We start from the raw sequence: 12,099 nt of genomic DNA on the forward strand, positions 1-12,099 counted from the left end.
CCGGCTCAGTCCGTGCCCCGCTGCCGGAGCACCGACCCCGACCTCCCCTTGACCACCTCCAACTGCGCGTGCACGCGCCGCCGCAGATCGGCCACGTGGCTCACGATCCCCACGCTGCGGTCCCGCTCGCGCAGGGAGTCGAGCACGTCCAGCACCTCGTCCAGCGTCTGGTCGTCGAGGCTGCCGAAGCCCTCGTCGATGAAGAGGGTGTCCAGTCGCACACCGCCCGCCTCGTCGGTGACGACGTCCGCGAGGCCGAGGGCGAGCGCCAGCGAGGCGAAGAAGGTCTCGCCGCCCGACAGTGTCGCCGTGTCCCGCTCCCGTCCGGTCCAGGCGTCGACGACGTGCAGGCCGAGGCCGCTGCGCCCGCGTCCGGAACGGTCGTCGGAGTGGACGAGGGTGTAGCGGCCGGACGACATCCGTTGCAGCCGCGCGGTCGCGGCGGCGGCCACCTGTTCCAGGCGCGCCGCGAGCACGTACGACTCCAGGCGCATCCGGCGTTCGTTCTCGGCGGAGGTGCCGGCCGTGAGAGCGGCGATCCGCGCCACCCGGTCGTACTCCTGACGCAGGGGCGCGAGCCGTCGTACCCCGGCTGCGGCCCGCGCGGAGAGCCGGTCGAGCGCGGCGCAGCGGCGCTCGGCGTCGTCGCGGGCGGAGGCGGCGTCGCGCACCCTCCGGTCGGCGGCCGCGGCGGCTTCTTCGGCCGCGGTGAGGTCGGCTGGCGGCCGTCGGGCGGCCTGCGCGGTGTCGCCCTCGGCGAGTACCGCGCGCACGGCGGCCTCCTCGGCCTGCCGGGCGTCGAACCGCCGTTGCAGCTCGCGGTGGGTGTCGGCGTCCAGCAGCGCGGCGGCCGCGGCCCGCGGGGTGTCGAACCCGGCGCGGTAGGCGGCGTCGGCGAGCCGGGCGTCGCTGTCCTTGAGACGCCGGGCGGCGTCCTCGGCGTGCCGTACGGCCTCGGCGGCCTCGGTGAGCCGCGCGGTCAGGCCCTCCAGTTCGGCCGCGCGCGCGGCGACGCTGCCCGCCGAGCCCCGCGCCTGCGCCAGTTCCCCTTCCAGGGAGATGCGTTCGCGGTCGAGGGCGTCGCGGCGCGCCAGCCGGGACGCCGTCCTCAGCTCGGCCTCCCGGCGCGCGGCGGTCCTGCGCTCGTGCTCCTGCTCGGCGCGGCGCGCTTCCTCGCGCGCGGCGTGCAGCGCGGACGCCTCGCGCCGGGCCTGCGTGTGCTGCCGTTCCAGCGTCTCGGCCTCTTCGGCGAGCCGGTCGGTGGGGGTGTCGCCCGCCTCGGCGGTCGCGGCGGCGAGGGCCTCGCGGGCGACGCCCAGCCGCCGTTCGTCCTCGGCGTGCTCCTCCTCGGCCCGCCGGGAGGCGGCGAGTGCCCGCTCCTCCGCCGCCCGGTCGACGTGCCCGGCCACCTTCCGTGCCGGGGCGGGGTGTTCGGTGGCTCCGCAGACGGCGCAGGCCTCGCCTTCCCTCAGGCCCGCGGCCAGTTCGGCTGCGATGCCGCTCAGGCGCTGCTCCTTGAGGTCGAGCCAGTGGGTACGTGCCGTGAGGGCGCGTCGCCCCGAGGCGAGGGCCTGTTCCTGGGCCCGCTCGGTGTCGGAGGCGAGCTGGTCGCGCATGCGTGCGGCGGCCAGCCGCCTCTGCACCGGTTCGCGGCGCACGGCGAGTTGCTCGGCCCGGGAGGCCGCCTCCTGGGCGGCGTCGACACGGCCCTGGTGGTCCGCCCTGGTCGCCTCCCACCCGGTGAGCCAGGTCTCGGCCTCGTGCAGCAGGTCCGCGTCGGCGCGCTCCTCCCGGTCGAGCTCGGTGCGCTCCGCGCGGACGTCGGCCAGCCGCCGCTCCGCCCGGCGGGCGGAGTCGAGCCCGCCCAGTTCCTCGACGGTGCGGCGCGCGGCGGCGGCGAGCCCGGTGGCGCCCTCGTCCCCGAATCCCTCGGGCAGCGCGGCACGCGCGCGGGACTCGGCCGCGGCGGCCGTGCGGTGCTCGGCCTCGGCCGACTCCCGCAGTTCGAGCGCGGGCGCGACCGCTTCGGCCTTGCGGCCACGCTCCATGCGCCGCCGGTCGGTCCGGTGCGCCTCGTCCCGTTCGGCCAGCAGCCGGGCCCGCTCCCGCGCGTCCGAGAACCTCCGCTGCAGGCGGGCCACTTCGCGTACGTCGTCCAGGGCGCCGGCGGTCGTGGCCCGGGCGGACTCGGCCGCGACGAGACGGCACCGGGCGGCCGTCAGCCGTTCCCTGGCGGTGCTCCGGGCCACCGCGGCAGCCGTCAGCACGGCCTCGGCCAGGCCCGGGTCGCCGGGTGCCAGCTCGGGCAGTTCCATGGCGCCGTCCGCCGCCTGCTGCATGCGGTGGGCGTCGGCGAGCAGTTCGGCGTCGCCGTCGCGCACCTCCGCCTCGGCCGCGCGCCGGCGCTCGGCGAGCCGCTTCTCGACCTCGGCGAAGCGGTGGGTGTCGAAGAGGCGGCCCAGCAGGCGCCCGCGGGCCTCGGCGTCGGCGCGCAGGAACCGCGCGAAGTCGCCCTGCGGCAGCAGGACCACCTGGCAGAACTGCTCCCGGCTCATCCCCAGGAGCTGGGTGATCTCCTCGCCGATCTCCTGGTGGGAGCGGCTGAGGTCCTTCCAGGAGCCGGCCCCGTGCTCGCGCAGCCACGTCTGGGCCTTGTCGAGCGTGGTGCCCGTACCCCGCTTCTTGGGGCGCTCCCAGGGAGGCTGCCGGGTGATCTCCAGGCGGCGTCCGGCGACGGTCAGTTCGAGCGTCACCGACGTGCGCGTGCCGGGCTCCGCGTGGTCGCTGCGCAGGGCGGTGCCCTGACCGCTCTGCCGGGCGCCCGGCACCGAGCCGTACAGGGCGTAGCAGACGGCGTCCAGGACGGAGGTCTTGCCCGCCCCGGTCGGCCCGTGCAGCAGGAACAGGCCCGCGGCGGACAACGCGTCGAAGTCGACGCGCTGCGTCCCGCCGAAGGGGCCGAAGGCGGTGATGTCGAGGCGGTGCAGCCTCACCGGGCCACCTCCCGCAGGGTCAGGTCGGCACGCACGGCGTCGAACGCGTCCCGCAGCACGGCCTGTTCGTGCCCGTCGGGTCCCGCGCCGCGCACATGCGCCACGAAGTCCTCGGCGATCTGCTGGTCGCTGCGGTCCGCGAGGCGCCCGGCGTACGACGTCGCGGGCTCGTCGGGGGCCCGCTCGGGGGCGAAGACGAGGCCGAGGGTGTGCGGGAAGCGCTCGGTGAGGCGGGCCATGGGGTCGGACGGCCGGACCGGGTCGGTGAGCGTCGCCTCGACCCAGGCCTGCTCGTGCCGGGCGAGCGCCGGGTCGGCGAGCAGTTCCTCCAGGCGGCCGGCGATCCGGGCGAGCGGCCGTGGCACCGGGCAGTCGACGCGCTCCGCGGTGACGGCCCCCGCCGCGTCGAGGTCGACGAGCCACATGCTCTTGCGGTGCCCGGCCTCCGAGAAGGAGTAGGCCAGCGGGGAACCGGAGTACCGCACGCGCGCGGTGATGGTCTGGCAGCCGTGCAGATGCCCCAGCGCGACGTAGTCCACGCCGTCGAAGACACCGCAGGGCACGGCGGCCACCCCGCCGACGGTGATGTCCCGCTCGCTGTCGCTGGCCTCCCCGCCGGTGACGAAGGCGTGCGCGAGGACGACGGAGCGGGTGCCGGGCGCGCGTGCGGCGAGGTCGGCACGGACCCGGTCCATCGCGGCGGCGAGCACCGTCTCGTGGCCGGCCCTCTCCACCGCGAACTCGTCCTTCACCAGGGCGGGTTCGAGATACGGCAGCCCGTAGAAGGCCACGTCGCCGAACGCGTCCCGCAGCATCACCGGGGTGCCGGAGGCCGCCGGGTCGGTGCGCAGATGGACGCCCGCGCGTCCGATCAGTCCGGCGCCCACCCCGAGACGGCGGGCGGAGTCGTGGTTGCCGGAGATCATCACCGTCGGCACCCCGAGGCCGGCGAGCCGGTGCAGGGCGTCGTCGAACAGCTCGACCGCGGCCAGCGGCGGCACCGCCCGGTCGTACACGTCTCCCGACACGACCACGGCGTCGACGGCGTGCTCGCGCACGGTCGCGACGAGGTGGTCGATGAACTCGGCCTGGGCGCCGAGCATGCTCACCCGGTGGAACGACCGCCCGAGATGCCAGTCGGAAGTGTGCAGCAGTCTCATGATCCCCGAGACTAACGGCCGGGTCCGACACCACGGGCGGTTACTCCTGTATCGCCCGTCATGACCGGCTCCACCCCTGTCCGTTACAGGCATTTGACCCGCGTTTACCATGGAAAGCGCCTGAACTAGGCGTCGCCGTACGCCTCTCCGCCCAGCGTGCACCCCGCGGTCCCCGCGGTCGCGTCCGCGAGCCAGGACCGGAAGGCGTCCACGTCGGCGTCCGGAAGCCCGACCTCGATCGTGACGGCCTCCCCGTAGCGCACGTCCCGCACGTCGCGTCCGGTGGCGCGCAGCTCGTTCTGGAGCTTGCCCGCGCGCTGGTGGTCGACGGTCACCGTGACCAGCCGGAAGCGGCGTCTGGTGAGGGTGCCGAGGTCATCGAGGGCCTCGCCGACCGCGCCGCCGTACGCGCGGATGAGCCCGCCCGCGCCGAGCTTGACCCCGCCGTAGTAGCGGGTGACGACGGCGACGACGTACCGCATGTCGCGGCGCAGCAGCATCTGGAGCATGGGGACACCGGCGGTGCCGCCCGGTTCGCCGTCGTCGCTCGCCTTCTGGATCGCGGCGTCGGCGCCGATGACGTAGGCCCAGCAGTTGTGCGACGCGTCGGCGTGCTCCTTGCGCACGGCGGCGACGAAGTCCTGCGCCTCCTGCTCGGTGGCGGCCGGGGCGAGGGCGCACAGGAAGCGCGAGCGGTTGACCTCGGTCTCGTGCACGCCCGCGCGGGCGACCGTGCGGTACTCGTCCTGCATCCGGCCAGCCTATGCGCTGCTCGCGCGCGCCCCCGCCACGGACGAGGTGCTCCCCGGCGCCCGCGCTACTTCTTTCCCCGCGGCACCAGCATCTCCGTCAGCAGCGCCGCCCCGGGCCGCAGGGCGTCCCAGCCGCCCCCGTGCGCGGCCAGCACGGCGACCGCCGAGGTGGGGAACTTCACCCGCACCCGGTCCAGGGTGTCACCGACGGCGTCCCCGGCGAGCGCCAGGACCAGCTCCTCCAGGCCGGGGTTGTGCCCGACGAGGAGCAGTGTCTCCACCTCGGGGGCGACCGCGTGCACCGCGGCGAGCAGCTCGGGCACCTCGGCACCGTAGAGCTCGTGGTCGTAGCGCACCGGCGCCGGGGTGGCCCACTGGGCCGACGCCAGCTGCCAGGTCTGACGGGCGCGTACGGCGGTGGAGCACAGGGCGAGGTCGGGCAGGCAGTCGCTCTCGGCGAGCACGCGACCGGCGGCGGGCGCGTCCCGGCGCCCCCGGGGCGCGAGCGGCCGCTCGTGGTCGGCGACGTCCGGCGGCCGGGCGGACTTGGCGTGCCGCAGCACGACCAGTCGGCGCAGCGGGCCGCCTCCCGCGCGCGGGATCATGCGGGCGCTCCCAGGTCACGGGTCAGTTCCAGGCCGAGCAGCCGGTCGGCGTAGGCATAGGTCTCGAAGCGTGCGCCGTCCGGCAGGTCGGGGTCGCTCTGCACGTCCCGCAGGACGTTCAGCACCGAGGGCACGTCCAGGTCGTCCTCCCAGGCGGCTCGGAGCCGTCCGCGGACCTCCTCGGGGACCGGCCGCGACGGGCGCCGCGCCCAGTCGGCGACGGCCCGGCGCCAGCGGGCGAGCGTGTCGCGGGCCTCGTCGAGGGCCCGGGTGTCCACGCGCGCGGGATCCCTGCGGCGCCGGGAGAGCAGCGCCAGACGCAGCGCCGTGGGATCGTCCCAGGGCGGCGTTCCCGCATCGTCGCGGGCGGGTGCCACCGCGACGCACACCCCGTCCGGGCGCACCCCGCCCTCCCCCACCACATGGATGACCTGCCGCTCCCCGAGCCCGGCCCCGGCGTCATGGCGGTCCTCGAACGGACGGACCCCGAGGTCGGCGCCGGCCGCCCTGAGTTCCGCGAGGTCACGCTCCCCGGACAACAGCCCCCAGACCGGCGTGCCGCCCAGCTCCAGGGCACGGACCAGCACGTCCGCGACCACCAGGACACGCAGGGCGGTGGGATCGAGGGCGGTGGCGTGGGCCTCGACACACGTCAGCCCCCGCCGGGTCAGGGAGGCGTCGACGGGTTGTCCGGTCCTGGCGTCGATGAGGCGCAGCACGCCAGAGAGCCTAGGCGCGCCGACGGCCGTTCGCACGACGCGCGTTCCGGCCGCATCGGCAGGCAACCTCCCGGAGACGGGAAGCACGGCGCCCGTCCGTGCCCGGGAATCCTGGCGCGGGCTCGTCCGTTGCAGTACGTGACGACGAGGCGACCTGGCCGAAGGAGGCCCCTGGTGTACGGCGACGACGCGACGGTCCGCAGGATTCTCACCGAGCTCGGCGACACCTGGGCGGTGGTGGGCCTGTCGTCGAACCGGTCGCGGCCGGCCTACGGCGTCGCCGAGGTGCTCCAGCGGTTCGGCAAGCGGATCGTGCCGGTGCACCCCAAGGCGGAGACGGTGCACGGCGAGCAGGGCTACGCCTCCCTCGCCGACATCCCCTTCGACGTGGACGTGGTCGACGTCTTCCTCAACGCCGACCTGGCGGGCGCGGTCGCCGACGAGGCGGTCGCCAAGGGGGCGAAGGCGGTCTGGTTCCAGCTCGGCGTCGTCGACGAGGCGGCCTACGAGCGCACCCGTGCCGCGGGGCTCGACATGGTGATGGACCGCTGCCCGGCGATCGAGATCAACGCGCTGCGGTAGAGCCGTCGTGGCGTATTCCTTCGGGCGCCGCGTCCGAGGCGCTCGCGGCGGCCCCGAGGTCCGGGCCCGGCCGAGCCCGCACCGGCGGTAGGCCGGCGTCCACCGGATTCACTGCCCGCGCGTCTCCCCGGCCACGGAGTCACCGCCGAGGACCTCGTCGTTCTCGGCGCTGTCCCCGTCCTCCGGGAAGTCGACATGCGCTGCCTCTGACTCCTGAGCGGGGTCGCTGCCGTCGCCGTGCTCCTGCTGCCGCTTCCTCTGGGCGAGTTCCCTGGCCATCCTCGCGGAGTACAGCCGCATCTCCGCCTCTGTCCGGTGCTCGAACACTTTTGTCCCCATATCAGTCGGCGGCGATCGCCGCACCTTCCCGGGCTTCACGCACGTTCGAAGTGCAGACCGGGCACCCGGGACTTCTGTGACACGGTCCCGACTTCGGCCCGCCTACCGTCCGAGTGAGTGGCGCTTTCCGTTCCACGACATCCCGCGTGTCGGCGACGCCGGCCTGGGAGTGCTCGATGCGGACGCCACCGATGTCGCGTCTCGCGGCGCTGCCGGCCGACCTCAGGGCACGGATCACCGTGCACCCCGTGCCCCTCGACGAGACGGGGCTGTTCGAAGTGGCCGACGTGGCCGTGTGCCGCAACACGATCGCGTGTCTCCGGTCCAGCTCCCTCCCGCCCGTCCGCCGTTCCGTGCCCGTGGTGGCCGTGGTGGGTGGTCTGTGACTTCTCCGACACCGAGTCGCACCTTCCGTGGAAGCACCGTGTCCGCGCGGCAGGTCATCCGCCGCCATGTGACCGCCGCGCCATGACATGTCACAGGAACCCACTCGTGACGGTCTAGCTGTGGTGAAAGGGCTCGGCCCCCGAGGAAGGAGATCCCGATGAAAGTCGTCGTCGTAGGCGCCACCGGCCTGATCGGTTCCAGGACCGTCGCGAGGCTCCGTGACCACGGGGTGCAGGTCGCAGAGGCCTCTCGCTCGGCAGGGGTCGACGTGAGCACCGGAGAGGGACTGGACCAGGCGCTGCGCGGCGCCGAGATCGTCGTGGACGTCACGGACGCGCCCTCGCGGGAGGAGCGTGTCAGTACGAAGTTCTTCATCGCCTCGACCAACAACCTCCTCAAGGCCGCTGCCGCGGCGGGCGTCGAGCACTACGTGGCGCTCTCGGTGGTCGGCGCCGACCGGGTCAGCTCGGGGTACTTCCGGGCCAAGGCGGCGCAGGAGAGCCTGGCGAGGCACGCCCCGGTGCCGTACTCCCTGGTGCGCGCCACCGCGTTCTTCGAGTCCGTGGAAGCGACCACGCTGACCGGCATCAGGCCCGACGGTGTGCGCGTGCCACCGTTGGTGCTGCGCCCGGTCGCTACGGACGACGTGGCGACCGCGGTCGCCCACACCGCGGTGGGGCTGCCCCGCTTCGGCGTGCTGGAGGTGGCCGGACCGGAAGAGCTCCGGCTCGTGGACGCCGCCGCCGAACTGCTCGACGTCCGAGGCCTGCCGGGACCGGTGATCGCCGACGCCCGGGCCCACTTCTTCGGCGCGGTGCTCCCCGAGCGGGCCCTCCTTCCCACCGCGGACGCCCGTCTCGGCCACCACCGCTTCACGGACTGGCTCAAGAGCCACCGTTCCAGCAGTCAACGAGGTGCCGCCGATCGTGATCCACACCGGTCACCGAGCGATGCGCAGGCGCCGTCCCTCCGACAGGAAAGCTGACATGAGTGATCCCTCCCGGGCGACCGACACCCCGGCGATCAGTGAGCTCGACCAGGTCCCCGACCGCGACGCGGAGGAGACCGCCGAGTGGCGGGCGTCTCTGGACGCCGTCGTGCGCAACGCCGGGCCGGAACGGGCCGCGTACCTGATCCGGCGCATGCACGAGTTCGCCGCGACTTCCGGCGCCCCGCTGCCCGGGCTTGTGTCCTCGGACTACGTCAACACCATTCCGGCCTCCGCACAGCCGGCGTTCGGCGGTGACCTGGAGATGGAGTCCAGGATCACCGCCGTCAACCGATGGAACGCCGCCGCGATGGTCACCCATGGTGCGCGCCTGGGGCTGGGCGGCCACATCGCCACCTATGCTTCGGCGGCCTGGCTCTACGAGATCGGCTTCAACCACTTCTTCCGAGGCAAGGACGGCGACGGATCGGGCGATCAGCTCTTCCTCCAGGGGCACGCCTCCCCGGGCATCTACGCTCGGGTGTTCCTCGAAGGGCGGCTGAGCGTCGAGCAGTTGGAGGGTTTCCGGCGGGAGGCGGGCGGTCACGGCCTGCCCTCCTACCCGCACCCCCGGCGGCTTCCGTGGCTGTGGGAGTTCCCCACGGTGTCCATGGGTCTGGGTCCGCTCGCTGCCGTCTACCAGGCCCGCTTCAACCGCTATCTGCACGCGCGCGGAATCAAGGACACCTCCGCCTCGCGGGTGTGGGCCTTCCTTGGCGACGGGGAGACGGACGAGCCGGAGTCGCTGGCCGCCCTGACGCTCGCCTCCCGCGAGGGCCTGGACAATCTGACGTTCGTCATCAACTGCAACCTGCAGCGCCTGGACGGACCTGTACGGTCCAACTCCAAGATCGTCCAGGAGTTGGAGGCCCGCTTCCGCGGCGCGGGCTGGAATGTGGTCAAGACGTTGTGGGGTGCGGCGTGGGATCCGCTGCTGGGCCAGGACACCACGGGCGACCTGGTGCGCCGTCTGGGCGAGGTGCCCGACGCGCAGATGCAGACGCTGGCGGTGCGTGACGCCGCGTACATCCGCAAGACCTTCTTCACCGGAGATGCCCTGTCCGCCCTGTCCGCCTCGCTGAGCGACGCGCAGACGGTGGAACTGTTCGAGAACTCACGTGGCGGGCACGAACCGTTGAAGGTGTACGCGGCCTACCGGGCCGCGGTCGAACATCGAGGCTCGCCGACCGTGGTCCTGGCCCAGACGGTCAAGGGCCACACCCTGGGCCCCGCGTTCGAGTCACGCAACGCCAACCACCAGATGAAGAAGCTCACGACGCAGCAGTTCCGTGAGCTCCGCGACCTGCTGGACCTGCCCATACCCGACAGCGCGCTCGCCGGGAGCGAAGTGCCGTACTGGCATCCGGGAGAGGACTCCCCCGAGGTGCGGTACCTGCGCGAGCGCCGGGCCGCGCTGGACGGCCCGCTCCCGCTGCGACGTGCGACGCCCAAGCCGCTGCCGGAGCCGCCCGCGAAGCCCTTCGAGGCCTTGCAACGGGGTTCCGGCCGCCAGGAGGTCGCCACCACCATGTCGCTGGTCCGGCTGGTCAAGGACCTGATGCGGGACGAGCGAAGCGGGGCACGCTGGGTTCCGATCATCCCCGACGAGGCCCGTACGTTCGGCATGGAGTCGATGTTCCCCACGGCCGGCATCTACTCGCCGCTGGGTCAGACCTACGATCCCGTCGACGCGGAACTGCTGCTCCACTACAAGGAGAGCGCCACCGGGCAGCTCCTCATCGAGGGCATCACCGAGGCGGGTTCCGTGGCCGAGTTCACCGCCGCGGCGACCTCGTACGCCACACACGGCGAGCCGATGATCCCGTTCTACATCTTCTACTCCATGTTCGGTTTCCAGCGCACCGGCGACCAGTTCTGGGCGCTCGGCGACCAGTTGGGCCGCGGATTCGTGGTCGGCGGTACCGCCGGGCGCACGACCATGACCGGTGAGGGGCTGCAACACGGCGACGGCCACTCCCATGTGCTGGCCGCCACCAACCCGGCGGCGATCTGCTACGACCCGGCGTTCGCCTACGAGATCGCCGTGATCGTCCGGGACGGTCTGCGCCGGATGTACGGCGAGCGGCCCGAGAACGTCTTCTACTACCTGACCGTGTACAACGAGCCGAAGGTCCAGCCGGCCATGCCGGCGGTACCGGGCATCGAGGAAGGCATCCTCCGGGGGATCTACCGCTTCCGGCCCGCCGACCCCGCCGCCACCGGGCCCCGCTTGCAACTCCTGTCCTCGGGGACGGCCATCCACTGGGCCCTGCGGGCGCAGGAACTCCTCGCCTCCGACTGGGATGTGCATGCCGACGTGTGGTCGGTGACGTCCTGGACGGAACTGCGCCGCGACGCGATGCGTGCCGACGACGCACGGATGCGCGGTGAGGAGCGCGCGCCGTTCGTCACCCGCGCCCTGGCCGGCGCGCCGGGGCCCGTACTGGCGGTCAGCGACTGGATGCGACAGGTCCCCGACCAGATCAGTCAGTGGATCGAGCAGGACTACTACTCCCTGGGCACCGACGGCTTCGGGCTGTCCGACACCCGCGACGACGTACGCCGGTACTTCCGCGTGGACGCCGAGTCCATCGTCGTGACCGCTCTGGACAGGCTCTCCCGGACCGGACGGATCCCCTTCGAGACTGTCGCGCGGGCACGCCGGCGCTACGGGCTGGACTGACCGGCCGTCGGCCTCTCACGGGGTCCGCGGGCCGGCGTCACGGGGGAGGTCGCTCCTCGGTCATAGAGTCGTCAGCCCCCGGACCGCCGAAGTGGGAGTCATGCCATGACCGATCCGATCCCCTTGCCCGACCTGTCGACGGAGAAGGACTACGACGGCGACGAATTCTCACCCATCTACACGACGACCGTGACAGTCGACGGCGGCGTCGCCTCGCACGGGCGGGCCTCCGGCCGGGCCCGCTCGTCCGACGGCGCCCTCGACCTGGATCTGGGCATGCCCGTCGAGCTGGGCGGTGACGGGCAGGGGACCAACCCCGAGCAGTTGTTCGCCGCCGGCTTCGCGGCGTGCTACCACGGAGCGCTGAGCCTCCTGGCGCGGCAGGAGGCGTTCGACCCCGCAGCCATCTCCGTGTCGGCGACCGTCGCCTTCGGGCGTAATCCCGAGGACGGTGGCTATCTCCTGCATGTCGATCTGGTGGTGCGCTGGCCCGGTGTCGTTCGCGAGACGGCCATCAGCCTGATGGAGCAGGCCGACGCCCTGTGCCCCTACGCGCGTATGGCCTTGCGGGGCACGCCGACCACCATCACCCTCGCTCCCTGACCGCTCACGCCGCGGTGTGCGTCATCACCGCGCGACGCACCGTCCGCACGCGCAAGGCTCGGCGCTCCCCTTCCGTCATGCCACCCCAGATCCCCTCGACGGGCCCGACGTCGACGGCCCACGCCAAGCATCGCTCGGCCACGGGACAACGACGGCACACAGCCTTCGCCTCGTCGACCTGTACGGCCGTCCGACCGCTGTGGGTATTGCCTATCGGGAAGAAAAGATCAGGGTCTTCGCCCAGACACAGGCCCCTGGTGCGCCAGTCCACGGAATACCTCCTGCGAA

The 12,099-nt window shown here is 73.2% G+C and carries 12 protein-coding genes; 5 read left to right on the top strand and 7 right to left on the bottom strand.

Features of this window, described 5'->3' with window-relative positions; all coding sequences use genetic code 11:
* Positions 1-5: 5 nt before the first annotated feature.
* From ACIP2X_RS14495 to ACIP2X_RS14515, 5 genes are all read right to left on the bottom strand, one after another.
* The gene (locus ACIP2X_RS14495) at positions 6-2,993 is read right to left on the bottom strand and encodes an AAA family ATPase (RefSeq protein ID WP_401672004.1); all 2,988 of its coding nucleotides are present in this window, start codon (positions 2,991-2,993) and stop codon (positions 6-8) included.
* Positions 2,990-4,153, bottom strand: a complete 1,164-nt coding sequence (locus tag ACIP2X_RS14500; RefSeq protein ID WP_401672006.1) for an exonuclease SbcCD subunit D — start codon at positions 4,151-4,153, stop codon at positions 2,990-2,992. The genes ACIP2X_RS14495 and ACIP2X_RS14500 overlap by 4 nt, the downstream gene beginning before the upstream one ends.
* Before the next feature lie 125 nt (positions 4,154-4,278).
* Positions 4,279-4,905: a YigZ family protein gene (locus tag ACIP2X_RS14505; protein WP_401672008.1), complete on the bottom strand. Its 627-nt coding sequence runs from the start codon at positions 4,903-4,905 to the stop codon at positions 4,279-4,281.
* A gap of 65 nt (positions 4,906-4,970) precedes the next feature.
* Complete coding sequence (locus ACIP2X_RS14510) at positions 4,971-5,510, bottom strand: SixA phosphatase family protein (RefSeq protein WP_401672010.1); 540 nt, start codon at positions 5,508-5,510, stop codon at positions 4,971-4,973.
* The gene (locus ACIP2X_RS14515; RefSeq protein WP_401672013.1) at positions 5,507-6,229 is read right to left on the bottom strand and encodes a hypothetical protein; all 723 of its coding nucleotides are present in this window, start codon (positions 6,227-6,229) and stop codon (positions 5,507-5,509) included. Before ACIP2X_RS14515 ends, ACIP2X_RS14510 begins: the two co-directional genes overlap by 4 nt.
* Positions 6,230-6,403: 174 nt before the next feature.
* Here ACIP2X_RS14515 and ACIP2X_RS14520 point away from each other — a divergent pair, with 174 nt between their 5' ends.
* On the top strand, positions 6,404-6,811 hold the full coding sequence (locus tag ACIP2X_RS14520; protein WP_401672015.1) for a CoA-binding protein: 408 nt from the start codon (positions 6,404-6,406) through the stop codon (positions 6,809-6,811).
* A gap of 108 nt (positions 6,812-6,919) precedes the next feature.
* Here the strand turns inward: ACIP2X_RS14520 and ACIP2X_RS14525 are convergent, their stop codons facing one another.
* Positions 6,920-7,138: a hypothetical protein gene (locus ACIP2X_RS14525; protein WP_401672017.1), complete on the bottom strand. Its 219-nt coding sequence runs from the start codon at positions 7,136-7,138 to the stop codon at positions 6,920-6,922.
* Positions 7,139-7,326: 188 nt separating this feature from the next.
* On the opposite strand from ACIP2X_RS14525, the gene ACIP2X_RS14530 reads away from it, so the two are divergent.
* From ACIP2X_RS14530 to ACIP2X_RS14545, 4 genes are all read left to right on the top strand, one after another.
* On the top strand, positions 7,327-7,536 hold the full coding sequence (locus ACIP2X_RS14530) for a hypothetical protein (RefSeq protein WP_401672019.1): 210 nt from the start codon (positions 7,327-7,329) through the stop codon (positions 7,534-7,536).
* Positions 7,537-7,694: 158 nt separating this feature from the next.
* On the top strand, positions 7,695-8,522 hold the full coding sequence (locus ACIP2X_RS14535; protein WP_401672021.1) for an SDR family oxidoreductase: 828 nt from the start codon (positions 7,695-7,697) through the stop codon (positions 8,520-8,522).
* A gap of 1 nt (position 8,523) precedes the next feature.
* Positions 8,524-11,208 (top strand): pyruvate dehydrogenase (acetyl-transferring), homodimeric type, encoded by a 2,685-nt coding sequence (aceE, locus tag ACIP2X_RS14540; protein ID WP_401672023.1) that lies wholly within the window; start codon positions 8,524-8,526, stop codon positions 11,206-11,208.
* Positions 11,209-11,313: 105 nt separating this feature from the next.
* Entirely contained in the window at positions 11,314-11,811 is a 498-nt protein-coding gene (locus ACIP2X_RS14545) for an Ohr family peroxiredoxin (RefSeq protein WP_401672026.1), read from the top strand.
* A 4-nt stretch (positions 11,812-11,815) separates the two neighbouring features.
* Here the strand turns inward: ACIP2X_RS14545 and ACIP2X_RS14550 are convergent, their stop codons facing one another.
* The gene (locus ACIP2X_RS14550) at positions 11,816-12,082 is read right to left on the bottom strand and encodes a WhiB family transcriptional regulator (RefSeq protein WP_401672030.1); all 267 of its coding nucleotides are present in this window, start codon (positions 12,080-12,082) and stop codon (positions 11,816-11,818) included.
* Between the last annotated feature and the right edge of the window lie 17 nt (positions 12,083-12,099).

Source organism: Streptomyces sp. NPDC089424 (genome assembly GCF_044749345.1).
Classification (GTDB): Bacteria; Actinomycetota; Actinomycetes; order Streptomycetales; family Streptomycetaceae; genus Streptomyces.

What these genes read in the sequence shown, in the direction of transcription:
- ACIP2X_RS14500 (WP_401672006.1), bottom strand. Translation starts at nt 4,153, where the DNA reads ATGAGACTGCTGCACACTTCCGACTGGCATCTCGGGCGGTCGTTCCAC.
- ACIP2X_RS14505 (WP_401672008.1), bottom strand. Translation starts at nt 4,905, where the DNA reads ATGCAGGACGAGTACCGCACGGTCGCCCGCGCGGGCGTGCACGAGACC.
- ACIP2X_RS14510 (WP_401672010.1), bottom strand. Translation starts at nt 5,510, where the DNA reads ATGATCCCGCGCGCGGGAGGCGGCCCGCTGCGCCGACTGGTCGTGCTG.
- ACIP2X_RS14530 (WP_401672019.1), top strand. Translation starts at nt 7,327, where the DNA reads ATGCGGACGCCACCGATGTCGCGTCTCGCGGCGCTGCCGGCCGACCTC.
- ACIP2X_RS14535 (WP_401672021.1), top strand. Translation starts at nt 7,695, where the DNA reads ATGAAAGTCGTCGTCGTAGGCGCCACCGGCCTGATCGGTTCCAGGACC.
- aceE (WP_401672023.1), top strand. Translation starts at nt 8,524, where the DNA reads ATGAGTGATCCCTCCCGGGCGACCGACACCCCGGCGATCAGTGAGCTC.
- ACIP2X_RS14545 (WP_401672026.1), top strand. Translation starts at nt 11,314, where the DNA reads ATGACCGATCCGATCCCCTTGCCCGACCTGTCGACGGAGAAGGACTAC.